This window comes from Sphingomonas sp. OTU376, assembly GCF_038440415.1.
In the GTDB taxonomy this organism is placed as follows: domain Bacteria; phylum Pseudomonadota; class Alphaproteobacteria; order Sphingomonadales; family Sphingomonadaceae; genus Sphingomonas; species Sphingomonas kyeonggiensis_A.
In genome coordinates this window covers 1-23,515 of record NZ_JASATQ010000076.1, presented here as the reverse complement: position 1 = coordinate 23,515, position 23,515 = coordinate 1, and the positions used below count along the sequence as shown (strand labels likewise).

Here is a 23,515-nt window from a genome sequence, read left to right as displayed (position 1 = left end):
CCCCCCCCCCCCCCCCCCCCCCCCCCCCCCCCCCCCCCCCCCGCCGCCGCCCCCCCCCCCCCCCCCCCCCCCCCCCCCCCCCCCCCCCGACATGGTCAGCGGCCGGAAGCTCCAGCCCGGGAGACCATGCGGACCGCTTTGCTTCGGACTGATGCCGTTGATTGGAGGAGAATACCTCCCGGCGCCGTACGATCGGAGGGCTTCCGATCGCGCCTGAAGCTTAGCGGTGCGTCTCCCGAACGAACTGAACCGACCCCATTGCTGAACCATGAGACATCGGATCACCTCCTTTCGCTAGTTGAAGAAGCCTGTGCACTCGAAGGGCACGCCAACTATTTGAATCACCGCGAGTCGCAGAACAAGTCTTGTATAAAATCTTTTTCTGAGCGATTCTGGAATTCTGGGCCGGAAGCCGGCCCGGGCACCCCCGGCATCGCTACCAAAGGCCCGCCGCCGCGACCCGCAGCCTAGCTGCGGCAATCCTCGGCGACGCGCAGGATCTCGGCATAGGCCGGCACCACCAGGGTCGGCAGCCCGCTGCCCTCCACCAGGAAGCGCCCGCGGCTATAGCCCATGGCGTCGAGGACGGAATCGCGCGGCCCCAGATCGGCGGCCAGCCAGGGCGTGGCGCCGGCAGGCAGCGGCTGGACGGGAAGCTGGCGCAGCGTGCTGGTGGTGCGCACCGTCAGGTTCGCCGCACCGTCACCGCGGCGCGACAGCACCACCCGGCCGCGCGCATTGTCGCAGCGCAGGATCAGCTCCGCTTCCGCCCCGGCCACGCCATAGAGCGCGACCGAGCCGCGCCCGTCCTGCTTGTAGGCCCAGGTCCCGGGCGTCAGCGGCCAATCGCGCCAGTCGGCACCCAGCGTGGGGGTCGGCGCGGGCGCGGGTGCCGGAGCGGGCATCGGCACGGGAACCGGCCGGGGTGCCGGCGGCGGCACGATGGGCGGGGTTTCCGAACAGCCCGCAATGGCAAGCGCGGAAGCGAAGACGAGCAATTGGCGGCGCATGCCCGGCCTTATGGGGGAAGTACCGGAAGGGCTCAACCGCCGCGGCGACGAAACGGCCCGCCGGCGCGTGGCGACGTGCCTAGCGCTTCCCGCCCCATTTCTTCTGCACCTTGCCGTAGCGCGTCTTGCGCGTGCCCGGCTTGCCTTCGTTCGACCGCCCCATGACCGGCGCCTTGCGCTGGTCCTCGGGCAGGCCGAGCTCCTCGGCTTCGAGCGCACGGATCTCGTCGCGCAGGCGCCCGGCTTCCTCGAACTCGAGGTTCGCCGCCGCGTCGCGCATCTTCTTCTCGAGTTCCTCGATATACGCGCGGAGGTTGTGGCCGACCATGTGCGGACGGTCGGCGTCGATCTCGACCGTCACCTGGTCCTTCGAGGCGACGTGCGCGATGATGTCGCCGATATTGCGCTTGATCGTCGCCGGCGTGATGCCGTGCTCGCGGTTATATTCCTCCTGCTTCTCGCGGCGGCGGCCGGTCTCGGCAAGCGCGCGCTCCATGCTGCCGGTCATGCGATCGGCATAGAGGATCACCCGCCCCTCGACGTTGCGCGCCGCGCGACCGATCGTCTGGATCAGCGAGGTCTCGCTGCGCAGGAAGCCTTCCTTGTCGGCATCGAGGATCGCGACCAAGCCGCATTCGGGAATATCGAGGCCCTCGCGCAGCAGGTTGATGCCGACGAGCACGTCGTACACGCCCATGCGCAGGTCGCGGATCAGCTCGATGCGCTCCAGCGTCTCGGTGTCCGAGTGCATGTAGCGGACCTTCACGCCCGCCTCGTGCATATATTCGGTCAAATCCTCGGCCATGCGCTTGGTGAGCGTCGTCACCAGCGTGCGATAACCCTTGGCCGTGGTCGCCTTGCACTCCTGGATCAGGTCCTGGACCTGCTCCTCGACCGGCTTGATCTCGACCGGCGGATCGATGAGCCCGGTCGGGCGGATCACCTGCTCGACGAACACGCCGCCGGTCTGCTCCATCTCCCAGCCGCCCGGCGTCGCCGAGACATAGACGGTCTGCGGACGCATCGCCTCCCATTCGTTGAAGCGCAGCGGCCGGTTGTCGATCGCGCTCGGCAGGCGGAAGCCATACTCGGCCAGCGTCACCTTGCGGCGATGGTCGCCGCGCGACATGCCGTTGATCTGGCCGATCGTCTGGTGGCTCTCGTCGACGAACAGCAGCGCGTTCTCCGGCAGATACTCGAACAGCGTGGGCGGCGGCTCGCCGGGCAGGCGTCCGGTGAGGAAACGCGAGTAGTTCTCGATGCCCGCGCAACTGCCCGTCGCGGCGATCATCTCGAGGTCGAAATTCGTGCGCTGCTCCAGCCGCTGGTGCTCGAGCAGCTTGCCCTCCGCCTCCAGCTCCTTGAGCCGCTCGCTCAGCTCGTGGCGGATGCCCTCCATCGCCTGCTTCATCGTCGGCCCGGGCGTCACATAGTGCGAGTTGGCGAAGACGCGGACATAGTCGAGGCTCGCCACCTTCGCGCCGGTCAGCGGGTCGAACTCGGTGATCTCCTCGATATCGTCGCCGAAGAAGGAGATGCGCCAGGCGCTGTCCTCATAGTGCGAGGGGAAGATCTCCAGGCTGTCGCCGCGCACCCGGAAGGCGCCGCGCCCGAAGGCGGCGTCGTTGCGCTTGTACTGGAGCGCGACCAGCTTGCGGATCACCTCGCGCTGGTCGACCGACTGGCCCTTCTTCAGATCGAAGATCATCGCCGAATAGGTCTCGACCGAGCCGATACCGTAGAGGCACGACACCGAGGCGACGATGATGACGTCGTCGCGCTCGAGCAGCGAACGCGTCGCCGAGTGGCGCATCCGGTCGATCGCCTCGTTCACCGAGCTTTCCTTCTCGATATAGGTGTCCGATCTGGGAACGTACGCTTCGGGCTGGTAGTAGTCGTAATAGCTGACGAAATACTCGACCGCGTTCTCCGGGAAGAACGACTTCATCTCGCCATAGAGCTGCGCGGCCAGGATCTTGTTCGGCGCCAGCACCAGCGCCGGGCGCTGCAGCGTCTCGATCACCTTGGCCATGGTATAGGTCTTGCCCGAGCCGGTGACGCCCAGCAGCACCTGATCCCGCTCGCCGGCCCGTGCCTGCTCGACCAGCTCGGGGATCGCGAAGCGCTGGTCGCCCGAGGGCTCATATTCGCTGACGAGCTTGAACGGCCGCCCGCCCTCGAGCTTGTCGGGGCGCTGCGGGCGGTGGGGGACAAAGCTCTGCCCGGTCTCGGGCTCGGCCAGGCTGGTGCGAATCTGGATTGCCATCGCGGGGAATATGGGAAGCGGGGGAGGCTCAGGCAATCATGGCAGGTTAGAGTTCGATGATATCCGATGGCGGCGTGGGATATTTGATTGGCTTGTCGCCGTATCTCTCCTTCAAGATCCGGCGGCGGCGCTCCTCTGGCCCTTCGTCATTGGAAATCTCATTAGGGTATTGGAAACTGGCGTCGAATGCTTTTCCGACGATGGCATAGGATAGTGTGGCCCAGGATTTTCCAGGCTCGGACGCGTCCCACGCTTCGAAAAGCGCCGTAGAAAGCGCAGCGCTGGCTTCGATATATTCGACACTGTTTCCCCTATCCAGAAACAACGCCTCGTAGATCGCGCCAGGCTCCGCCTCCGCATACAAAAATGCACCATCTGGGTCGCCATCGATCTCGTCGGCTATCGCCTGGCCGATCGCATTGAGGCATTCATCCATGGATTTTTCGGTCATTGTCCTCCCCCTCCGGACGTGTTCTTGAAACGGCGAATATGGGGTTCGCCATCGATCCAATAATACGCCACTATCAAATTAGGCCGCCTAGACAGGCCTTCATAGCTGGCCCGAATATCGACTCTCACCTTTTGACCGGCCTTCAAGGCGTTGTTCCAACTTCGCTCAAGCCCCGCATATGCAGTCACATTGAAGGAACCGTCCTGGGCGAAGTGGTTGAACCAGTCTTTGGGGCCATTGAACACGCGCGCAATGACATGACCGCCGTGATCCTTGGGCAAGCGATCGGGACCGCCCGCCATCTCTTGCGCTTTCCGCGAACGACCCTGCGCTGGATTGCGGGTGAGAATACCAGTCACCCGCTTGAACCGGTTGGCCAAATCCAACTCATACAGATAGCCATTTCTTGAAATCCGTTGATACGTAGCGCTGATCTGCTCCGCCACGGACGGCGGCTTCGCGGGGTTGGGCGGCATCCGCCCATCATGGGTTCCCATATACAGTGCCAGGGCCATGAACTTGCTGCGAGCATCCCGCCCCTCATCCAACGAGCGCTGTGTTGGCAACATAAGCATTTGCCCAATGCGCAACTTGCCCACGGGAATGCGGTTCAGCCCTGCGAGATCTTCAACGGTCAGCCCCTTCCGCATGCGTGCAATGCTGGTCAGGCTATCGCCCCGCCGAACGACGTAGACCTTCCAGTTCGCCGGATGCCAGGGGCTCAGATCGCTGCGATCCGGAACATAGGGATCGCGCTCCGACGGACGCCGCCGCCCTCCATAATCTTCGCGTATCAGCTTGGCCCCGGCCTCGCGGTCGCGCTGCGTGTGATCCTGCGGCGCATAGCCATTCGGATAGAACCGCCCCTGTCCGACAAAGGTGAAACGGCCGTTCCCGGTATCGTGCCAGGGGTTGAACTTGAACTCGACGCCCGGCGCCGCACGATACCCCGTCCGCAGATAGATCGCGAAGGCGCTCTCAGCCCTTCGGGAATTCGATCGCTTCAATTTCTTGTGCCACCTCTCCCCGGGCAGCAACGTGGGGACCCCATGGAACATATCAAGAACAACTGAACCTATTTGGTTCAAATTCACTGCGGGTCCCGGGTATCCCGCCGACCGCGGCGCCAATCGCCCCTTGTAATCCCCCGCAAGTTCCGTTCTGGCTGCCCCGCACGCCAACCCCAGGGGAACATCATGCGTCTGACGATTCTCGCTGCCGGAGCGCTGCTCCCGCTCGCCGCCTGCAACCAGGGGCCCTCGACCGAGGAGAGCGCGCGTCAGACCGGGGTGATCCAGCTGGAGAATGCCAGCATGGAAGAGGTCGCCAAGCAGAGCGCGGCGGCCGAGACCAAGGCGCCCGGCCAGTCGGCAGGCCAGTGGGAGGAAGGCGAGCAGCTGGTCGCGCTCGAGGCCGGCGGCGCACCCGAGGAGAAGGTCGCCCCGCTCAAGGCCGAGATCGGCAAGCCGCCGCGGATGCGCAGCGGCTGCCGCACCGCGCAGGACGTCAAGCCGTTCGACGTCACGCAATTCCCGGCGATGCAGAGCATCTGCCGCTTCCCCAAATTCGCTTCGAAGGCGGGCAAGGTCGATGCGGTGATGGAATGCACCACGCCGGCGGGCCCTTCGCGCGTGTCGATCAGCGGCACCCAGGGTCCCAACGCCTATGACCTGACGATGAAGCGCAGCATGACCATGCCCGGCCAGACCAAGGAATCGTCGATGACGATCCGCCTGACCGGCAAGCGCCTGGGCGCGTGCAAGGCGTGACCCGCCACGGCGCATGCCGCACGGGCATGCGCCCAGCCGGCGTCAATATTCGCGACGATAGGCGATGCGCCACATCAGCGTGGCAGTAGCGGCAGCGAACAGGGCCAGGATACCGCTGGTCGCCAGCGCGCTGAGCCAGCGTAGCACGAGCGCGCGATTGTCCATCGGCGGCATCTCGAACAGCCCGAAGCCATAGGTCTGCGCGCCGATGAAGATGGCGAGCGCGGTCAGCGCGCCGACCAGCGCGGCATGGCGCGCGCGGCGCAGCCCGGCGACATGCATTGCCACCCAGACCGGCCCGCCCACCGCGGTGATCGCGATGCCGGCGATCAGGCTGCCGATCATCCAGCCGCCGACCAGGCTGAGCGGGTCGCGCTTGCCGCCGAGCAGCAGCAGCCCGAGCACGATCAGCCCGGCAAACATACTGCCCACGCCCAGCGCCAGGCCGGCGCGGTCGATGGTCGTGTCATAGCTTCGCACGGCGCTGGCGGCGCGGTCGTTCACTTGGGACCCCCTCCCGGATTCGCGGGAGGATAAACCCGGGCGCCGAGTCCCTTCAAGCACCTGAAAGATACGGAGGCCGCCCGAAACGGAATGGCCCCCGCGGCGCTCAGTTGACGATGGTGAAGCCGGGCACCGGCCGCGTCTCGCCGCCGTCATGATACATGTCGATATGGACATCGACCGCGTCCTTGCCGGGGCAGGTCACTTTGTAGAGATCGACGATGAAGCCATAGGGCCCTTCACCGACATTGCCGGCGCGATCGAATTTCGGCGCGGTGCCATCCTCGCAGCGCAGCTTGCGCAGATAGGCGACTTCCCCCTCGGGCATGTTCTCGCGCACCGGATTCGCCTTGCTGCCGAGCGGCGATTCCGCGGCCTTGGCGATCGTCTTTTCGAGCTTATTGCCCTTCATTCCCGCGCCCATCGACAGCATCATGTCGCGGCCCTTGTTGGGTAGCTTGCCTTCCGGCTTCTCCTGGATCGGCGCGGCGGCGATCCCCATTGCCGCGATCACGGCCAGGGCAATGAACTTGCGCATCTGTCTCTCCCCTTCGAGAGGCCGCAGCCTAGCGCATCCGCGCCAAAGCGGAAGTCAGCGCAGCGCGTCGAAATTCCCGTTTCGGATGCAGCGATCGAGCCCGGCATAATCGGGCGCGCGCGGCGCAGCACCCATCGGCGGCACCTCGAAGCCCTGCCCGATCGGATGCGCGGCAAAGCTGGCCGGATCCTCGCCCGCGCATTGCATCATGCCGCGCAGCATTTTCGGCGGGGTCGCATAGCCTTCGCGCGACAGGCGGAAGGTGCCCCAATGCACCGCCAGCGAAGGCGGGCGGCCCAGCCCGTCCCATACCCGGATCGCGTCCTTCGGCCCGATATGGCTGCCGCTCTCCATCTGCCCTTCATCGAAGCGGAAGGCACCGATCGGGATCGCAGCGAAGCGGATCGGACCCAGCGCCGCTGCCTCGGCTGGCCATTTGCCGTCGCCGAGGCCGGTATCGCCGGCGAAGAAGAAATTGCCGTACGGCAGCCGCACCAAGAAGCTCGACCAGAGCGCACGATTGCGATCGGCGAACCAGCGGCTGTCCCAATGGTGGCTGCGCGTCACATGGACGACCGCCGGCCGCGGCGCCCGATACGGCTTGCCCTTCTCGGGCTCCTCGGAACGGATCGCGATCGCTTCCTCGCCCCAGTCGCGCGCGACGACACCCGGGCAATCGCCGCAATCAAACATCGGCGGCGACGGAATCCCCGCCTGATGCAGCAGCGTGTCGTTGCCCAGGCTGGTGACGATGATCGGATGGTCGCGGTCCCAGAGCCGCTTGAGCGTCGCCAGGTCCATATGGTCGTAGTGATTGTGGCTGACGAGGACGATATCGATCTTCGGCAGATCCTCGAAGCGCACGCCGGGCTCGGCCACCCGCTTCGGGCCGAAGCCATAGGGGCCGACCGTCTCGCTCCACACCGGGTCGGTGAGGATGTTGAGCCCGCTCGCCTGCACCAGCACGCTGGCATGGCCGATCCAGGTCACGCGCATCCGTTCACCCTCCACGCTGGCCGGCGGCTTGGAGGGCGTCACCGCAACCTTGTCGGGCCAGGCCGGTCGCGTCGGATCGCCGAATATCTGCTGCCAGAGCAATTTGTTGCGGCGCGTGGCGGAAATATCGAGCGCATCGCCGCCGTCCGGGTTGAAGAAGCGCTTGCCGTCGAAATGGCCGCTGACCGGCCCGGTATAGTAGATGCGATCGAGGAAGAAGGGCGCGGCCGTGGCGACGAGGCAGAACGCCACCACGATCCAGAGCAGCGAAGCGAGGGCAATCCGGATCAGGCGCATTGCCCACTTTATCGTTACGCCTTCGCACGTCTTCAAGCTTGATCGTGGCAGGCCCGCCAGCCTAACCCCGCGCCATGAATCCGCTTCCCCAGACTCCGGAACAGGCAGCAGCAGAGCTCGAGAAGCTCGCCGCCGAAATCGCGCACCACAACCGGCTCTACCACGCCGAGGATGCGCCCGAGATCAGCGACGCGGACTATGACGCGCTGATGCGGCGCAACACCGCGATCGAGGCGGCCTTCCCCGATCTGGTCCGCGCCGATTCGCCGTCGAAGCTGGTCGGCGCGGCCCCGTCGGGCGCCTTGTCCAAGATCGCCCATGCCCGACCGATGTTCAGCCTCGACAATGGCTTCAACGACGAGGAGGTCGCCGATTTCCTCGGCCGGGTCCGCCGCTTCCTCAACCTGGGCGAGGCAGAGCCGGTCGCGCTCACCGCCGAGCCCAAGATCGACGGACTCTCCTGCTCGCTGCGCTATGTGAACGGCAAGCTGGTCCAGGCTCTGACCCGCGGCGATGGCCAGATCGGCGAGGACGTGACCGCCAATGCGCGCACGATCCGGGACATCCCGCATGAGATCAGCGGTGCGCCCGAAATCTTCGAGGTGCGCGGCGAAGTCTATATGGCCAAGGAGGATTTCGCCGCCCTGAATGCCCGGCTGCTCGCCGAGGCCGAGGCAAGCGGCAAGGAAGCCCGCCAGTTCGCCAATCCGCGCAACGCCGCCGCCGGCTCGCTGCGCCAGAAGGACGCGACCGTCACCGCCTCGCGCCCCCTGCGCTTCTGGGCCTGGGGCTGGGGCGAAGTCACGGCGCTGCCGGGCGAAACCCAGGTCGCGGTGATCCGCGCGATCGAGGCGATGGGCTTCCCGGTCTCGGACCTGTTCGTCGGCCCCGTCGATCTCGACGCCGCGCTGGCGCAGTACCGGAAGATCGAAGCGGTGCGCGCCGACCTGCCCTTCGACATCGACGGCGTGGTCTACAAGGTCGATCGGCTCGACTGGCAGACGCGACTCGGTTTCGTCGGCCGCTTCCCGCGCTGGGGCCTGGCACACAAATTCCCCGCCGAGCGCGCCCAGACGATCCTGCGCGCGATCGACATCCAGGTCGGCCGCACCGGCAAGCTCACGCCCGTGGCGCGGCTCGAGCCGGTCACTGTCGGCGGCGTCGTCGTCACCAACGCCACGCTGCACAATGCCGACGAGATCGCGCGGCTCGGCGTGCGCCCCGGCGACCGCGTCGTCCTCCAGCGCGCAGGCGACGTGATCCCGCAGATCGTCGAGAACCTGACCCGCGACGAGGCACGCGAGCCCTGGGCCTTCCCGACCCATTGCCCGATCTGCAATTCCGAAGCGGTGGCGGAGGAAGGCGAAGTCGATATCCGCTGCACCGGCGGGCTGATCTGCCCGGCCCAGCGGCTCGAGCGGCTCAAGCATTTCGTCAGCCGCGGCGCGCTCGACATCGAGGGGCTGGGCGAGAAGACGCTGGTCGAGTTCCTCGATCTCGGCTGGATCGCCGAGCCGGTGGACATCTTCCGCCTTGCCGCGCACCGCGAGGAGCTGCTCGGGCGCGAAGGCTGGCAGGAGAAGTCGGTCGATGCGCTGATCGCCGCGATCGAAGCCAAGCGCGCCCCCGACGCGGCGCGACTGCTGTTCGGTCTGGGCATCCGCCATATCGGCGCGATCACGGCACGCGACCTGCTCAAGCGCTACACCACCCTGCCCGCGCTGCAGGCGCTGGCCGACGAGGTGATCGCGCTGCGCGATGCCACCCCGCCCCAGATCGGCGAGACCGAGGCCAAGCATCGCGCCCGGCTCGACAAGGCCATCGCCGAGCATATCGGCGTCGAGAATGTCGGCGGTGCGGTCGGCCAGGCGCTGGCGGACTTCTTCCACGAGCCGCACAATCGCGCGGTGTGGGACGACCTGCTGCGCGAGGTGGCGCCGCCGCCCTACATCGTCGAAACCCGCGAATCGGAAGTCTCGGGAAAAACGCTGGTTTTCACCGGCACGCTGGAGGCGCTGAGTCGCGACGAAGCCAAGGCCCAGGCCGAATCGCTGGGCGCGCGAGTCGCCGGATCGGTGTCCGCGAAGACCGATCTGGTGATTGCCGGGCCCGGCGCCGGATCGAAGCTGAAAAAGGCCGCGGACCTCGGGATTCGCGTCATTTCCGAGAGCGAATGGCTGCAAATCGTCGCCACGGTGGCGTGACTTTTTTGCAACGCAACAATCCTGAATTACAGATTAACAGCCCGCCCCAGCATGACTCGGATTGACTGTCACAGGACCGACATAAAACAATAGCATGGGCGGCGACGACGGTGAACCGCACCGCGTTCAGTGCACACGATAAGCACACACCGAAAGGGAAACACCTCTAATGCGCACCAAGCTTTTTGCGGGCGTGGCTTTTGCCGCGCTGCTGATCCCGGGGGCCGCCTTCGCGCAGTCGACCGGTTCCGCGGACTTCGAGGGCGAGGAAATCGTCGTCACCGGTTCGCGTGTGAACACGGGTCAGATCACCATCCCCGATGAGCCGAAGACGCGCGTCACGGTGGGCGCCGAGACGATCTCGCGCCAGCGCCCCGGCCAGACGGTCAACGAAATCATCAACCTGGTTCCGGGCGTCAGCTTCCAGAACAACGACGCGACGGGCGCCGCGGGCGGCACCTTCACGATCCGCGGCTTCGACAGCTCGCGCATCTCGCAGACGCTGGACGGCATTCCGCTGAACGACACCGGCAACTATGCGATCTACACCAACCAGCAGCAGGATCCGGAAACGCTCGAATCGGTGAGCGTGAACCTGGGCACCACCGACGTGGACAGCCCCACGGCATCGGCCGTCGGCGGCACCGTCAACATCCGCACCCGCGTTCCCTCGGAGCAGTTCGGCGCGATGCTGTCGGGCACCTATGGTGACTATATCGGCATCGGCAACAACATGAGCCGCCCGATGTTCCGCATGTTCGGCATGGTCGACACCGGCGACATCGCCCACACCGGCGTCCGCGCCTTCTTCTCGGCTTCGAACCTCGAAGCCCGCCAGCCGTTCAACAACTATGGCCGCCTGAAGAAGCAGCAGTATAACGGCCGCATCTACAAGAGCCTGGGCGACAATGGCGACTTCGTCTCGCTCGCCGGCCAGTACAACGAGAACCGCAACAACTTCTTCGGTTCGGTTCCGCTGCGCACCGATCGCTATGCGAGCTACACCCTCGTTCCGGCGACCCCGACCACCCCGGCCTTCATCCAGGGCCTGGGCACCCGCATCACCGGTCCGAACAGCGCCAACCGCTTCCCGTGGAACCGCGACGAGCGCTACTACAACATCAACTATCCGTGCACGATCAACACCGCGGCACGTCCGGGTCTCGCCGACACGCCGTCGGCCGCTCCGGCTGCTCCGACCGCCGGCGCCAGCTGCGGCCAGGAATTCGATCGTCGCTACAACCCGTCGAACACGGGCAGCCTGCGCTTCGGTTCGCGCTTCTCGCTGACCGACAGCCTCGTCTTCACGCTCGACGCCAGCTACCAGTACACCAAGGCCAATGGCGGCGGCACGGTCAGCCTGCTCGAGGGCTGCGGCACCCAGGGCAGCACCACGCTGCGCACCTGCGGCGCGGGCACCTACACCGGCGTGATCAACACCACCGGCAACACCGGCAACGGTTCGCCGGGTGGCTTCGGCTATTATGTCGGCCGCGACCTGAACGGTGACGGCGACACCCTCGACACGATCCTCGCGATCGCGCCGAGCCAGACCCAGACCCGCCGCTTCGGCGCGGTCGCCAACCTGATCTACGACCTGAACGACAACAACCGCGTTCGCCTGACCTACACCTTCGACTATGGTCGTCACCGTCAGACCGGCGAAGCCGGCCTGGTCGGCACCGACGGCGAGCCGTTCGACGTGTTCCCGGTCAACAACGGGATCCTGGACTCGAAGGGCGCCCTGATCGAGAAGCGTGACCGCAAGTCGATCGCGATGCTCAACCAGGTGTCGGGCGAATATCGCGGCCAGTTCATGGACGAGAAGCTGATCGTCAAGGTCGGCGTCCGTGCACCGTTCTTCGAGCGTCGTCTCGACCAGCGCTGCTTCACCGTGCAGGGCAACGGCAACGTCTCGTGCATCTCGCCGAGCCAGGTTGCCGCCTATGCGGCCGCCAACCCCTACACCTACTTCGCGCCGGGCGTGACCACGGTCGGCACGGTCGTTCGTCCGACCACCGGTTCGTGCGCCATCACCACCCGCGCCTGCGTCGTCGGCTTCGCCCCGCCGCAGAAGCGCACCTTCAACTACAACCGCGCGCTTCCGAACGTCGGCGTCACCTACAAGTTCGGTGACGGCTACAGCGTCTATGCCAGCTATGCGAAGGGCCTCTCGGTCCCGGGCACCGACAACCTGTACAACTCGTTCTACTATGCGGCCGGTTCGCCCCAGGCGAAGCCGGTGCCGGAAACCACGGACAGCTTCGAAGGTGGCTTCCGCTACAACACCGGCAGCATCCAGGCGCAGCTGTCGGGCTGGTACACCAAGTTCCAGAACCGCACCGTCTCGGTCTACGACATCGAGAGCGACACCAGCGTGTATCGCAACCTCGGCGCCGTCGATAAGTATGGCTTCGAAGCGTCGATCGCCTATCGTCCGGTCCGCGACCTGACGGTCTATGCCTTCACTTCGTACCTGCACTCGAAGATCAAGGACAACATCGAGGCCGGCGTGACCTCGACCGGCACCGTCAACTACTTCCAGACGGCCGGCAAGCGTGAAGGCGGCTCGCCCGACTGGACCGTCGGTGGCCGCGTCCAGGGCACCATCGGCCTGTTCGACATCGGCGTGCAGTCGAAGTACACCGGCCCGCGCTTCGTCAACGACGAGAACCTGCCGGTCTATGGTTGCGCTGGCACCATCAGCGGCGGTCTCTGCCCGAGCGCGCAGCAGTACGTGATCTACTATGCGAAGATCCCGGCCTATGCGGTTGTCGACCTCGACGTCCGCTTCAACCTGGGCAAGCTGCTCGACAACCAGAAGACCTACTTCCAGCTCAACGTCAGCAACCTGTTCGACCGGTTCTACGTTGGCGGTCTGTCGGGCTCGTCGGGCTTCGTCGGCCTGCCGAACCGCTACTCGGTCGGCAACGCCATCATCGGCACGCCGCGCTCGATCACCGGCTCGCTGGTCGTCGCTTTCTAAGCGACCCGCCTGACGGCAACGAATTCCGCCGCTCCGGGCAACCGGGGCGGCGGTTTTCGTTTCGGGCACTCACGGTTTTGCCCTCGCGCCGCGCCGATGGTAGAGGCGGGTTCGTGGCGACCCTCGACCCAAGCTCTCCGTTCTTCGCGCAGCCGGTAAAGCCTCCGGTCGCGCTGTCGCGTCCGTTCTTCGAGGACAAGAACCGCGCCTTCTGGATGCTCCAGGCGGGCGGCTGGACCGGCTATCTGCTGCTGCGCACCGTGGTGTCGCTGTCCAACGGCTTTAGCGTCGAAGGCGTGATCGCGGTGATCATCGAGGCGATCATCGGCTATTGCCTCACGCTGCTGCTCTCGACGCTGTACGGCACGTACCGCCGGCTGCCGCGCATCCCCGCGATCCTGCTGACATTGGCGACGCTCGGCACCGCCACCGTGATCTACGCGGTGCTCGATGCCTTCATCTATTCCTTCATCAAGATGCCGGAGCCGAGCATCTCGATCAATCTCGTCGTCGGCACGGTGTTCATCAACTTCACCGTGCTGGCCGGCTGGTCGGCGCTCTATTTCGCGGTGAACTTCTACCTGGTGGTCGAGCGCCAGATCGACCAGATGCAGGCGCTGGAGATGCAGGCCAGCCAGGCCCAGCTCGCGATGCTGCGCTACCAGCTCAACCCGCATTTCCTGTTCAACACGCTGAACTCGATCTCGACGCTGGTGCTGCTCAAGCAGACCGAGCGGGCGAACATCATGCTCAGCCGCCTCTCCTCCTTCCTGCGCTACACGCTCGCCAACGAACCGACCGCGCATGTCACGCTCCAGCAGGAGGCCGAGACGCTGAAGCTCTATCTCGAGATCGAGAAGATGCGCTTCGACGATCGCCTGCGCCCGGTGTTCGAGATCGACGAGCGCGTCGCCAAGGCGCGGCTGCCGTCGCTGCTGCTCCAGCCCTTGGTCGAGAACGCGATCAAATATGCGGTGACCCCGCAGGAAGAGGGCGCCGAAATCACCGTCTCCGCTCGGCTCGCCGGAGAACGGGTGCAGATCACCGTATCCGACACGGGTCCGGGATTGATCGAAGCCAAGCAGCGGCCGACTCTTTCAACCGGCGTGGGGCTCGCCAATATCAAGGAGCGGTTGGCCCAGGCTTTCGGGCCTGACCATCGATTTGAAGCGCGTTCGGACCCAGGGAAGGGGTTCAGCGTTGAGATCGAGATACCGTTCCAGATCGAGGAACCTAATCGAGAGGCCGCATGACCATTCGGACCATCCTGGTAGACGACGAATCCCTGGCAATTCAGGGGCTCGAGCTCCGGCTCCAGGAACATGAAGATGTCGAGATCATCGACAAATGCTCGAACGGGCGCGAAGCGATCCGTTCGATCAAGACGCACAAGCCAGACCTTGTCTTCCTCGACATCCAGATGCCCGGCTTCGACGGGTTCTCCGTCGTCCAGGGCCTGATGGAAGTCGAACCGCCGCTGTTCGTGTTCGTGACCGCCTATAGCGATCATGCCATCCGCGCCTTCGAGGCGCAGGCGATGGACTACCTCATGAAGCCGGTCGAACCCGCCCGGCTCGCCGATACGATCGAGCGGGTGCGCCAGCGCCTGAGCGAGAAGCGCGGCGTCGAGGAGATCGAGAAGCTCAAGGAAGTGCTCGCCGAAGTCGCACCCGACGCGGCCGACGAGATCGCCGCCTCCGCCGTCGATGGCGAGATGGCGTCGAGCCGCTTCGAGAAGCTCATCAACATCAAGGATCGCGGCCAGATCTTCCGCGTCGACGTCGACACGATCGAGCGGATCGACGCGGCCGGCGATTACATGTGCATCTATACCGGCGACAACACGCTGATCCTGCGCGAGACGATGAAGGACCTGGAGAAGCGGCTCGATCCGCGCCGCTTCCAGCGCGTCCACCGCTCGACCATCGTGAACCTCGACCTGGTCCGCCAGGTCAAGCCGCACACCAATGGCGAGTGTTTCCTGGTGCTCGATTCGGGCGCGCAGGTGAAGGTGAGCCGCAGCTACCGCGACGTCGTCGCGCGCTTCGTCCACTAGGCGCCGCACCTCAGGAAAAATCCGCAGTCGCGGGCGTGACCGGACCGGCGCGCCCGCGATTTTTCTATAATGGAGGGTGCACCAGCACCCAGCCTCTCCGGCGACCGCCAAGCCGCGTGGCCGCCTGCCCCTCGCACTCGCGTGGCAGGCGCTGCTGCTGCTCGCCCCCGGCCTGCTGATCTTCGCGCCGCCCGTGAACGGCACGATGCTGCTCGTGCCGCTCTATCCGGCCAGCGCCGCCACGGTGGAGGATGCCGCCCTGGCAGCTGGCGGGACCCCGGGCGCCGTGGGCCCGCTGCCGCGCTCGCGCTTCGTCGAGGGCGATCGTGCCCGCCTGCTCCCCGCCGCGCTCCGCCGCGGCATGATTCTCGTCAGCGTATCGCCGCGCATCTGCGGCGAATTCCAGATGGAAACCCAGCAATGACCGAACTCTCCCTCGACGCGATGCGCCGCATGGGCATGAAGCTGCTCGCCGCCCTGATGGGCGTGATGGCGCTTGCCACCGTCGTCGGCACCTTCTTCACCAGCGTGGGCAATGAGGGCATCGCCCTGTTCCTCGCGCTGGCGCTGCCCGCCTGGCCGATCTGGCTGGCGCTGGGCGGCCGCACCGATGCGCAGGCCCGCATGGTGGTCACCATGACGATGGTCGCCCAGCCCGCGGTGATGCTGTTCGTCTTCCAGGGCCAGCCCTGGCAGGTCGACCTGCACATGCTGTTCTTCGCCTCGCTCGCCACCACGGCGATGCTGGTCGACTGGCGCGCGATCGTCGCCGGCGCCGCCGTCGTCGCGCTCCACCATCTCGGGCTCGGCATGCTGGTGCCCGACTGGGTGTTCCTGAACGGCGGCGGCCTCGGCCGCATCCTGCTCCACGCGGTGATCCTGATCGCCGAGACCGGTGCGCTCGTCTTCCTCTCGGCCCAGCTCGCCGGGCTGATCGACGCGCTCAACACCGAGACCCGCCAGCGCGCCGAGATCGAAGCGCGCACCGCCGCCGAGCGCGCGCGCCACGAGGCCGAGCTCACCACCGTCATCGAGACGGTCAGCGCCAGCCTCTCCGCGCTCGCCAGGGGCGATCTGCGCAGCGGCATCGCCGGGCACCTGCCCGCCGCCTATGCCGCGCTCGAGGCCGACTTCACCCAGGCGGTGGAAAGCCTGAGCAAGCTGATCGGCTCGGTCGGCATGGGCACCGAGGCGATCCGCCTCGCCTCGAGCGAGATCGCCGCCGCGTCGGAAGACCTTGCCCGCCGCACCGAGAGCACCGCCGCCAGCCTCGAGCAAACCAGCGAGGCGATCGGCCAGATGGACCACCGGCTCAAGGCGATCGCGATCAGCGCCGACGGCGTCGTCGCCCGTGCCGACGAAGCGATCCTCACCGTGCGCGAGAGCCGCACCGTGGCCGATGAAGTCGTCGGCGCGATGGGACGCGTGTCGGACAGCGCCAAGGGCATCGACGATGTGATCGAGGGCCTCGACAAGATCGCCTTCCAGACCCGCGTGCTCGCGATGAACGCCGCTGTGGAAGCCGGCCGTGCCGGCGAGGCGGGCCGCGGTTTCGCCGTGGTCGCCGATCTCGTCTCCGCGCTGGCGATGCGCGCGGAAGAGGAAGCCAAGCGCGCCCGCGAGCAGCTGACCGTCACCCAGGAAGACATCCAGAACGCCGTCGGCGCGGTCGGCAAGGTCGATGGCGCGCTCGGCAGCATCTCGGAGCATGTCGCCCAGGTCCACCAGCTGCTCGGCGCCATGGCCGAGGACAACCAGACCCAGGCCGCCGCGATCGGCCGGATCAGCAGCGCGATCGGCACGATGGACGCCACCACCCGCCAGAACGCCGCAATGGTCGAGGAAACCTCCGCCACCGCGCGCAAGCTCAGCGACGAAGTCGAGGTACTGGCCGACAGTGCCGCGCAGTTCCAGGTGGCGGACGCCCCGGCGAACCCGATTCGCCGCAACGCCCCGGCGAGCACCCGCCTGCATTGAGCCGACTGCGCTTCCATCTTGCACCACCGCCCCGGCACGCGCCGGGGTGGTAGCGCAAACACGCGGCACCTGTCGCGAAACCCGCACCAGCTAACGCCACCCAACACAAAAGGACGCTACGGACTCTTGCGGTTGTTCTGATGCCGATCTAGAACAATAAGAGAACAAGAGGGGTTCCCAAATGTCCGCAAAGTTCCAGAGCTTCGCCGCGCTGCACGTGCCCGGCGATCCGGTGATCCTGTTCAACGTGTGGGACGCGGGCAGCGCCCGCGTCGCCGAGCGCGCGGGGGCGAAGGCGATCGCCACCGGCAGCGCCTCGGTCTCGACCGCGCATGGCTTTGACGATGCCGAGGCGCTTCCGCTCGAACTCGCGCTCGCCAATGCCCGGCGCACCGTCGCCGCGGTGGCGCTGCCGGTCAGCGTCGATTTCGAGGGCGGCTATGCCGTCGATCCCGATGCGGTCGCCGCCAATGTCGAGAAGCTTGCCGCCACCGGCGCGATCGGCTGCAATTTCGAAGACCAGGTCGTCGCCAGCAACGGCACCGCGGCGCGGGTGATGCACGGCGTCGCGGAGCAATCCGCCCGCATCGCCGCGATCCGCTGGACGGTGGGCCCGAATTTCTTCCTCAACGCCCGCACCGACATCTTCCTTATCGCGCCGGGCGACACGCATGACGCGGCGATGGCCGATGCGGCGATCGAGCGGGGCAAGGCCTATGCCGATGCCGGCGCCAGCGGCTTCTTCGTCCCCGGCCTGGCCGACCTGGCGCTGCTCGAGCGCGTGGCCAAGGCCGTGCCGCTCCCGGTCAACTTCATGGCCTTCCCCGGCGCGCCCGAGGCGAAGGCCGTGGCGGAAACCGGCGTGGCCCGCATCAGCCACGGCCCCTTCCCCCACATGGCCGCGCTCAAGGCCTTCGAGGACGCGGCACGGGCGGTGTTCGGGGGATGAACCGATGACGCGGGAACGAACACCCTGCGTCTATATCCTCGCCAGCGGTCCGAGAGGCACGATCTATATCGGCGTAACCTCGGACCTGCCCGGCCGGCTCTTCCAGCATCGTAATGGCATCACGGGTGGCTTCGTGCACGAGCACCGGGTCTACCGGCTGGTCTGGTACGAAGTCGCCGAATGCATGGAATCGGCCATCGCCCGCGAGAAGCAGCTCAAACGCTGGCACCGCGACTGGAAGCTCAACCTGATCGAACGCCAGAACCCCGAATGGAACGACCTGGCACCGCGTCTGGGAATTGCCGAGCCGCTGCCCCAACCCCCACCGTCATGCTGAACTCGTTTCAGCATCCAACGCGCGGCGGGCGACGCCGCCTGATCCGCCAGGCTACGGCCCGGCCCAGCCTTGGACCCTGAAACATGTTCGGGGTGGCGACGCCGGTGAGGCAGCCAAGCTTCGAAAGTCCGGACTGAACCTGCGCCGGCCCACGAACTGCCGAACCGCCGCCCCAAACTCACCGTCATGCTGAACTTGTTTCAGCATCCAACGCGCGGCAGGCGATACCGCCTGATCCGCCAGGCCATGGCCAAGCCCGACCTTGGACCCTGAAACAAGTTCAGGGTGACGAGGAATTCTGATGCTCCGTCTTTCCTGCGCGGAGGGGCTAGGAATGTAGGATTCCGCCTGCCACCCCCGACAGGCTCTTTCTCATCGTCGAACACCCCCCCGAGGCGCACGAAACCGTGCTCCCGCGCGCATGCGTGGGGGTATCAAGAGATTCAATGAATCGCGCAGCCAACCGGCCGAAGATCAGCCCTCGGCCGTCTCTTCCGCTTCGCCGGCGGCCGGGCGCTCGAACCAGGCTTCCACCGGGCCGTTCAGCTTGATGGTCAACGGGTTGCCCTTGCGGTCGACCTTGTTGCCCAGCGCGGCGCGGATCCAGCCTTCGGAAATGCAATATTCCTCGACGTCGCGGCGCTCGACGCCCTTGAAGCGGATGCCGATGCCGCGCTCCAGCAGTTCGCGCTGGAAAAAGGGGCTGTTCTGGTTGACCGACAGGCGGTCCGGAGGCGTATCACTCATGGCCGAGCCCTTTGCCGCTATTGGCGCAGGCTTTCAAGATAACGGTGGATCGACGAGACCACCACCGATCCCTCGCCCACCCCGGACGCGACCCGCTTCACCGATCCCGAGCGGACATCGCCGACCGCGAAGATGCCGGGCTTGGACGAGCAGAAGAAGGTCTCGCCGCTGCCCGTCCGCACAAAGCCGGCGGGATCGAGCGCCAGGCAGTCCTCCAGCCAGTCGGTCGAGGGCACCGCGCCGATCATGACGAACAGCGCGCCCACCCGGCGACGGCTGGTCTCGCCGGTCTTGCGGTCGGTCCAGCGCAGCCCCTCCAGGTGCCGCTCGCCCTCCAGCTCGGTCACTTCGGTAAAGGGGTGGAGCGTGATCCGGTCCGATGCCTCGATCCGGTCGATCAGATAGCGCGACATGGTCTCGGCCAGGCCCTTGCCGCGGACCAGGATATGGACGTGCCCGGCGCTGCGCGCGAGGTAGATCGCCGCCTGCCCCGCCGAATTGCCGCCGCCGACGACCACCACTTCCTGTCCGGCGCACAGCCCGGCCTCCATGTTGGTCGCGGCGTAATAGATGCCATTGCCTTCCAGCGCGGCATAATTGGGCAGGTCGAGCTTGCGGTAGCGGGCGCCGGTGGCGACGACCACGGCGCGGGCCTTGATCTCGGTATCGTCGTCGAGGCGCACGGTGAACGGGGTCTGCGAGCAGTCGAGCCCCACCGCGCCGCGCGAGATCAGCAGCCGCGCCCCGAATTTCTGCGCCTGCACCTGCGCCCGCCCCGCCAGCGCCTGGCCCGAGATGCCGGTCGGGAAGCCCAGGTAATTCTCGATCTTGGAGCTGGTCCCCGCCTGTCCGCCCGGCGCGATCGACTCGATGACGATGGTGTCGAGCCCTTCCGAGGCGGCATAGACCGCCGAGGCGAGCCCTGCCGGTCCGCCGCCGACCACGGCAACGTCGTGGACATGTCTCGGGTCGAGCTCGACGGTGAGGCCCAGCGCATCGGCGACCTGGCCGTTGCTCGGCCGGCGCAGCGTCTGGCCGCGGACCACCACCACCGGCAGATCCTCGGGGCTGAGCTGGAAACATTCGAGGAAGCCGCCGGCATCGGCATCGGTCTCGGTGTCGATCTGGCGATGCGGCAGGCCGTTGCGGCGCAGGAAGCTCTCGATCCGCGAGGTGGCGGCGCCGTGCGCGGGCCCGATCAGCGCGATGCCCGCCTCGCCATGGAGCATCATCCCCACCCGGCGCAGGATGAAGGCGCGCATCACCACTTCGCCGATGTCCGGCTCGGATGCGATCAGCCGGCGAAAGTCCAGCCGCTCGACCCGGGCGACCCTGGTGCCCGGTCGTGCCCGGGCGGAGACGAGGATCTTGCGGTCGTTGAACAGGTCGAGCTCGCCGGTGAACTGGCGCGGCCCATGGACATGGACGACATGCTCGCAGCCCTTGGCATTCGCATCGAGCACTTCGACCGCGCCTTCGAGGACCAGGAAGAAGTCGACGCTGCGCTCGCCCCGCTCGAACAGCATGCCGCCATCCGGCCAGTCCTCGACGCTGCCGAACGCGGCGACGCGCCCGGCCATGTCGTCATTGAGTTCCGGAAAGGTCTGGGCCTCCCGCCGATAGGGATCGGAAGGATCGGCGGCGAGCTGCGGCTGCAGGTGCGAATCGGTGCCCATGGCCGCAGCGTAACAAGGGGGTGGCCGGTGACCACCCCCCTGAAAGTGTTAGCGGCAGTAACGCACCCGGACCGGGCGATCGAGATACGGATCCCAGACGCGGCGGGTCTCGCACCAGCCGCGATACGAGCGGTAGTGGTTGCGGTAGTAATAGCCGTCGGTCGGGTAATAGCCGTGATCGCGATAATAGCCGCGATCATAGTCGTAGCGGCGGTCATTGTTGTTGGCGATCGCGGCGCCGATGGCCAGGCCGGCAATGCCCGCGACGATCGCGGTGCCGGTATCGTCATGGCCGCGATAATGGTGGCGGTCGCCATAATAGCCGCCGCGATAGCGCTGCGCCTCGGCCGACGGTGCGAAGGCGGTGAGTGCCGCGGCACCCATGGCGAAGCCGAGCACCACCCTCTGCGTGAACTTGAACATCATATCCTCCTCAACTGATGGCGCCTCCGGCTGCCCGAGGAGGGACGAGTCGCGGCGCTGAGGTTATGGAGATAACGCCCGGTGGCTGAACTGGTTCGGAATCGGTTGTTAAGCGGCGGTTTAGGCGGCTAAGCCCCGGGCATGCGATACTGGCTGCTGCGCTCCGAACCCGATGTCTATGGCTGGGATGACCTGATCAAGGAGGGCGCCACCGAGTGGAACGGCGTGCGCAACTACACCGCGCGCAACTTCCTCAAGGAGATGGAGCCGGGCGACCTGGCGCTGTTCTACCATTCGAACACGGAGAAGGCCGCGGTCGGTATCATGGAGATCACCCGCGCCTGGCAGCCGGATGGCGACGACGGCAAATGGGCGAGCGTGGCGGTGAAGCCCGTGCGCAAGCTAGCCAAGCCTGTCACCCTTGCGATGCTCAAGGCCGAGCCCCGGCTCGCGAAGCTGGAGGTGCTGCGCCAGTCCCGCCTCTCGGTGACGCCGGTGCGCGAGGACGAGTGGGCGGTGATCCTCGAACTGGGCGACGCCTGACCCGAAAAAGCCGCGAAGGGTTTTGCGCCGCCGGCCGTTAAGGCCCTGCAGTGCAGGACAGTCTATGCCGGTCGGGTGTTGATGCAGAGTGGCGATGACGACGCGATGATGGCCCGGATCGCACGGCGCGATGCGGTGGCCTTCTCGCATCTCGTCGATCTGCATGCCGAGCGGCTGCATCGCATCGCGTGGCGGATGATCGGCGATGCCGCGGAGGCCGAGGACGTGGCACAGGAAGCATTGTTGCGGCTGTGGAGCCAGGCGGGCGGATGGAAGACCGGCCGCTCGGGGATCGCGGCCTGGCTGACGCGGGTGGCGATGAACCTGTGCCTCGATCGACTGCGCCGCCGACGCTTCGCCAGCGACGAAGCCGTGCCCGAGCGCGCCGACGAAAGCCCCGCCGCCGACGCGCTGCTCGATGCCGAGCGGCTACGGGCGCAGGCGGTGGCGGCACTCGGCGCTTTGCGCGAGCGTCACCGCGCGGCGATCGTGCTGACCTATTATGAGGAGCTGCCGAACCACGCCGCAGCCACCGCGATGGACATGAACCTCAAGGCTTTCGAATCCCTCCTGCTTCGAGCCCGTACCGCCATGCGCGAAGCACTGGCGGCACGCGGTCTGGTATCGCTGGAGCACGCGGCATGAGCGGCGAGCCCTTCACCGCCGGCGAACGTGCCGCACTCGACCGGGCAAGCCCGCCGCCATTGCGTGCCGGATTCGCCAGGGACGTGACGGCGGTGGCACTGGCCGGCCAACTGCCCCCGCCACGACGGACGCTGCGGGGAAGTATCCGCCGCCACCGTGCGCTCTTCACCGGAGCGGGCGTGCTGCTGCTCACCAGCGCTGCGGCGGCAGCCTCGGGTGTACTCGGCAAGCTGCCCGACCCGCTCCCCGCCATCGCCGCTGTCTTCTCGCCCGCCCCCAGGCCGGCGCCGGTGGTGCATCCCCCGCGACCCAGGTTGGCAAAACCGGCGCCGCAGGCGACTCCGTCAGCTGTTCCGGAGGAGACCAACCCCATCCTCATCCGCCGGCTGGAGCGGCGCGCGGCGATCCGCGCCCATATCCAGGCGATGCCGCCCGAGCGGCGCGAGGCGCTGCGTCGCCGCGTCGCCGAACGGCATCCCGAGATCGCCGCTCGTGCCCGGCAATTGCGCGACGAAGGCGATCCGCATCCGATCGCTCGCGCCATTTCCGAGAGCCCGCAAGCCCAGGCGATCCGCGAGCGCTTCGAACGCCGCCGCGCATGGCGGGAGCGACGTCGGATCGAAATGGACCGCGAAGGGAATCTTCCGGTCGACCGTTAGGGGAGCAGCAACCCACGGAGAAAAGCCATGAAGCGCCTGTTGTTTATCGCCCCCCTGGCCCTGATCGCCCTGCCCGCCCATGCCCAGTCGTCGCACTCGACCACGGTCGACCGGCCCAATTACCAAGGCTCGCGCACCGTCACGCGAGACGGCCAGGGCAATGTCAGCCGCGGCACCAGCGTCGTCCGCAAGTCCGACGGCGCTATCGCCTCGCACAACTACAGCCGCGTCCGCAGCGATGGCGGCTGGAGCGCCAGCCGGGCCTCGACCGGATTCGGCGGCCGCTCGATTGCACGCAGCCGAAGCTTCCGCCGCCACTGAGCTCTCGTCCGGGGGGGGGGCCCCCCCCCCCCCCCCCCCCCCCCCCCCCCCCCCCCCCACCCGCGGCGGCGGCGCGCCCCCCCCCGGCCCTGCCCGCCCGGCCAGCGGCCCAGCCGGCGTCAATATCCGCGACGATAGGCGATGCGCCACATCAGCGTGGC

The 23,515-nt window shown here is 66.8% G+C and carries 23 protein-coding genes; 13 read left to right on the top strand and 10 right to left on the bottom strand.

The genetic code is table 11. From position 1 onward, the window contains the following. Positions 1-467: 467 nt before the first annotated feature. The 4 genes from AAHM44_RS21745 to AAHM44_RS21730 all read right to left on the bottom strand — a co-directional run bounded on the left by AAHM44_RS21745 (position 468) and on the right by AAHM44_RS21730 (position 4,821). Positions 468-1,010, bottom strand: a complete 543-nt coding sequence (locus AAHM44_RS21745; RefSeq protein WP_342251293.1) for a hypothetical protein — start codon at positions 1,008-1,010, stop codon at positions 468-470. A gap of 79 nt (positions 1,011-1,089) precedes the next feature. After that, positions 1,090-3,276: an excinuclease ABC subunit UvrB gene (gene uvrB / locus AAHM44_RS21740; protein ID WP_269572948.1), complete on the bottom strand. Its 2,187-nt coding sequence runs from the start codon at positions 3,274-3,276 to the stop codon at positions 1,090-1,092. Between the two features lie 46 nt (positions 3,277-3,322). After that, the gene (locus AAHM44_RS21735) at positions 3,323-3,727 is read right to left on the bottom strand and encodes a hypothetical protein (protein WP_342251292.1); all 405 of its coding nucleotides are present in this window, start codon (positions 3,725-3,727) and stop codon (positions 3,323-3,325) included. Further along, complete coding sequence (locus AAHM44_RS21730; protein ID WP_342251291.1) at positions 3,724-4,821, bottom strand: LysM peptidoglycan-binding domain-containing protein; 1,098 nt, start codon at positions 4,819-4,821, stop codon at positions 3,724-3,726. The genes AAHM44_RS21735 and AAHM44_RS21730 overlap by 4 nt, the downstream gene beginning before the upstream one ends. 102 nt (positions 4,822-4,923) lie before the next feature. On the opposite strand from AAHM44_RS21730, the gene AAHM44_RS21725 reads away from it, so the two are divergent. Next, positions 4,924-5,496 (top strand): DUF3617 domain-containing protein, encoded by a 573-nt coding sequence (locus AAHM44_RS21725; RefSeq protein ID WP_269572951.1) that lies wholly within the window; start codon positions 4,924-4,926, stop codon positions 5,494-5,496. A gap of 42 nt (positions 5,497-5,538) precedes the next feature. Here the strand turns inward: AAHM44_RS21725 and AAHM44_RS21720 are convergent, their stop codons facing one another. The 3 genes from AAHM44_RS21720 to AAHM44_RS21710 all read right to left on the bottom strand — a co-directional run bounded on the left by AAHM44_RS21720 (position 5,539) and on the right by AAHM44_RS21710 (position 7,831). Continuing rightward, positions 5,539-6,000, bottom strand: coding sequence for a hypothetical protein (locus tag AAHM44_RS21720; protein WP_184164510.1), 462 nt, complete (start codon positions 5,998-6,000; stop codon positions 5,539-5,541). A 106-nt stretch (positions 6,001-6,106) separates the two neighbouring features. Continuing rightward, on the bottom strand, positions 6,107-6,538 hold the full coding sequence (locus AAHM44_RS21715; RefSeq protein ID WP_342251290.1) for a hypothetical protein: 432 nt from the start codon (positions 6,536-6,538) through the stop codon (positions 6,107-6,109). 54 nt (positions 6,539-6,592) lie between these two features. Then, positions 6,593-7,831, bottom strand: a complete 1,239-nt coding sequence (locus AAHM44_RS21710; protein ID WP_269572953.1) for an MBL fold metallo-hydrolase — start codon at positions 7,829-7,831, stop codon at positions 6,593-6,595. Between the two features lie 74 nt (positions 7,832-7,905). Between AAHM44_RS21710 and ligA the strand changes: the two genes are divergently transcribed. From ligA to AAHM44_RS21670, 8 genes are all read left to right on the top strand, one after another. After that, positions 7,906-10,035 carry an NAD-dependent DNA ligase LigA gene (gene ligA, locus AAHM44_RS21705; RefSeq protein WP_342251289.1) on the top strand — a complete coding sequence of 710 codons (2,130 nt, stop codon included), beginning with the start codon at positions 7,906-7,908 and terminating at the stop codon, positions 10,033-10,035. A gap of 169 nt (positions 10,036-10,204) precedes the next feature. Then, positions 10,205-13,021: a TonB-dependent receptor gene (locus AAHM44_RS21700; protein ID WP_342251288.1), complete on the top strand. Its 2,817-nt coding sequence runs from the start codon at positions 10,205-10,207 to the stop codon at positions 13,019-13,021. A gap of 215 nt (positions 13,022-13,236) precedes the next feature. Beyond that, positions 13,237-14,274: a sensor histidine kinase gene (locus tag AAHM44_RS21695; protein WP_269576512.1), complete on the top strand. Its 1,038-nt coding sequence runs from the start codon at positions 13,237-13,239 to the stop codon at positions 14,272-14,274. Next, positions 14,271-15,077 carry a LytR/AlgR family response regulator transcription factor gene (locus tag AAHM44_RS21690; RefSeq protein ID WP_269572956.1) on the top strand — a complete coding sequence of 269 codons (807 nt, stop codon included), beginning with the start codon at positions 14,271-14,273 and terminating at the stop codon, positions 15,075-15,077. The genes AAHM44_RS21695 and AAHM44_RS21690 overlap by 4 nt, the downstream gene beginning before the upstream one ends. Positions 15,078-15,153: 76 nt before the next feature. Beyond that, on the top strand, positions 15,154-15,501 hold the full coding sequence (locus AAHM44_RS21685; RefSeq protein WP_342251287.1) for a hypothetical protein: 348 nt from the start codon (positions 15,154-15,156) through the stop codon (positions 15,499-15,501). Then, positions 15,498-17,054 (top strand): methyl-accepting chemotaxis protein, encoded by a 1,557-nt coding sequence (locus AAHM44_RS21680; protein WP_269572958.1) that lies wholly within the window; start codon positions 15,498-15,500, stop codon positions 17,052-17,054. The genes AAHM44_RS21685 and AAHM44_RS21680 overlap by 4 nt, the downstream gene beginning before the upstream one ends. Before the next feature lie 181 nt (positions 17,055-17,235). Then, positions 17,236-18,003, top strand: a complete 768-nt coding sequence (locus AAHM44_RS21675) for an isocitrate lyase/PEP mutase family protein (RefSeq protein WP_342251286.1) — start codon at positions 17,236-17,238, stop codon at positions 18,001-18,003. Between the two features lie 4 nt (positions 18,004-18,007). Continuing rightward, complete coding sequence (locus AAHM44_RS21670; RefSeq protein WP_269572960.1) at positions 18,008-18,340, top strand: GIY-YIG nuclease family protein; 333 nt, start codon at positions 18,008-18,010, stop codon at positions 18,338-18,340. 474 nt (positions 18,341-18,814) lie between these two features. Here the strand turns inward: AAHM44_RS21670 and AAHM44_RS21665 are convergent, their stop codons facing one another. From AAHM44_RS21665 to AAHM44_RS21655, 3 genes are read right to left on the bottom strand one after another with little or no spacing between them, the layout of a single operon-like run. Then, positions 18,815-19,087 carry a DUF3297 family protein gene (locus tag AAHM44_RS21665; protein ID WP_269572961.1) on the bottom strand — a complete coding sequence of 91 codons (273 nt, stop codon included), beginning with the start codon at positions 19,085-19,087 and terminating at the stop codon, positions 18,815-18,817. Positions 19,088-19,104: 17 nt separating this feature from the next. Next, complete coding sequence (locus tag AAHM44_RS21660; protein WP_342251285.1) at positions 19,105-20,763, bottom strand: FAD-dependent oxidoreductase; 1,659 nt, start codon at positions 20,761-20,763, stop codon at positions 19,105-19,107. A gap of 48 nt (positions 20,764-20,811) precedes the next feature. Next, entirely contained in the window at positions 20,812-21,186 is a 375-nt protein-coding gene (locus tag AAHM44_RS21655; protein WP_184164478.1) for a hypothetical protein, read from the bottom strand. Between the two features lie 141 nt (positions 21,187-21,327). Between AAHM44_RS21655 and AAHM44_RS21650 the strand changes: the two genes are divergently transcribed. The 4 genes from AAHM44_RS21650 to AAHM44_RS21635 all read left to right on the top strand — a co-directional run bounded on the left by AAHM44_RS21650 (position 21,328) and on the right by AAHM44_RS21635 (position 23,354). After that, positions 21,328-21,729, top strand: a complete 402-nt coding sequence (locus tag AAHM44_RS21650) for an EVE domain-containing protein (protein WP_184164475.1) — start codon at positions 21,328-21,330, stop codon at positions 21,727-21,729. Positions 21,730-21,810: 81 nt separating this feature from the next. Further along, positions 21,811-22,374 (top strand): sigma-70 family RNA polymerase sigma factor, encoded by a 564-nt coding sequence (locus AAHM44_RS21645; RefSeq protein ID WP_269576513.1) that lies wholly within the window; start codon positions 21,811-21,813, stop codon positions 22,372-22,374. Next, positions 22,371-23,033, top strand: a complete 663-nt coding sequence (locus AAHM44_RS21640; protein WP_342251284.1) for a hypothetical protein — start codon at positions 22,371-22,373, stop codon at positions 23,031-23,033. The genes AAHM44_RS21645 and AAHM44_RS21640 overlap by 4 nt, the downstream gene beginning before the upstream one ends. Before the next feature lie 27 nt (positions 23,034-23,060). Continuing rightward, the gene (locus tag AAHM44_RS21635) at positions 23,061-23,354 is read left to right on the top strand and encodes a hypothetical protein (protein WP_269572964.1); all 294 of its coding nucleotides are present in this window, start codon (positions 23,061-23,063) and stop codon (positions 23,352-23,354) included. Positions 23,355-23,515: the final 161 nt, after the last annotated feature.

Coding starts and splice junctions, on each gene's coding strand:
- AAHM44_RS21665 (WP_269572961.1), bottom strand. CDS start 19,087: ATGAGTGATACGCCTCCGGACCGCCTGTCGGTCAACCAGAACAGCCCC.
- ligA (WP_342251289.1), top strand. CDS start 7,906: ATGAATCCGCTTCCCCAGACTCCGGAACAGGCAGCAGCAGAGCTCGAG.
- AAHM44_RS21655 (WP_184164478.1), bottom strand. CDS start 21,186: ATGTTCAAGTTCACGCAGAGGGTGGTGCTCGGCTTCGCCATGGGTGCC.
- AAHM44_RS21695 (WP_269576512.1), top strand. CDS start 13,237: ATGCTCCAGGCGGGCGGCTGGACCGGCTATCTGCTGCTGCGCACCGTG.
- AAHM44_RS21680 (WP_269572958.1), top strand. CDS start 15,498: ATGACCGAACTCTCCCTCGACGCGATGCGCCGCATGGGCATGAAGCTG.
- AAHM44_RS21735 (WP_342251292.1), bottom strand. CDS start 3,727: ATGACCGAAAAATCCATGGATGAATGCCTCAATGCGATCGGCCAGGCG.
- AAHM44_RS21670 (WP_269572960.1), top strand. CDS start 18,008: ATGACGCGGGAACGAACACCCTGCGTCTATATCCTCGCCAGCGGTCCG.
- AAHM44_RS21700 (WP_342251288.1), top strand. CDS start 10,205: ATGCGCACCAAGCTTTTTGCGGGCGTGGCTTTTGCCGCGCTGCTGATC.
- AAHM44_RS21675 (WP_342251286.1), top strand. CDS start 17,236: ATGTCCGCAAAGTTCCAGAGCTTCGCCGCGCTGCACGTGCCCGGCGAT.
- AAHM44_RS21640 (WP_342251284.1), top strand. CDS start 22,371: ATGAGCGGCGAGCCCTTCACCGCCGGCGAACGTGCCGCACTCGACCGG.
- AAHM44_RS21635 (WP_269572964.1), top strand. CDS start 23,061: ATGAAGCGCCTGTTGTTTATCGCCCCCCTGGCCCTGATCGCCCTGCCC.
- AAHM44_RS21690 (WP_269572956.1), top strand. CDS start 14,271: ATGACCATTCGGACCATCCTGGTAGACGACGAATCCCTGGCAATTCAG.
- AAHM44_RS21645 (WP_269576513.1), top strand. CDS start 21,811: ATGCAGAGTGGCGATGACGACGCGATGATGGCCCGGATCGCACGGCGC.
- AAHM44_RS21715 (WP_342251290.1), bottom strand. CDS start 6,538: ATGCGCAAGTTCATTGCCCTGGCCGTGATCGCGGCAATGGGGATCGCC.
- AAHM44_RS21745 (WP_342251293.1), bottom strand. CDS start 1,010: ATGCGCCGCCAATTGCTCGTCTTCGCTTCCGCGCTTGCCATTGCGGGC.
- AAHM44_RS21660 (WP_342251285.1), bottom strand. CDS start 20,763: ATGGGCACCGATTCGCACCTGCAGCCGCAGCTCGCCGCCGATCCTTCC.
- AAHM44_RS21725 (WP_269572951.1), top strand. CDS start 4,924: ATGCGTCTGACGATTCTCGCTGCCGGAGCGCTGCTCCCGCTCGCCGCC.
- uvrB (WP_269572948.1), bottom strand. CDS start 3,276: ATGGCAATCCAGATTCGCACCAGCCTGGCCGAGCCCGAGACCGGGCAG.
- AAHM44_RS21710 (WP_269572953.1), bottom strand. CDS start 7,831: ATGCGCCTGATCCGGATTGCCCTCGCTTCGCTGCTCTGGATCGTGGTG.
- AAHM44_RS21650 (WP_184164475.1), top strand. CDS start 21,328: ATGCGATACTGGCTGCTGCGCTCCGAACCCGATGTCTATGGCTGGGAT.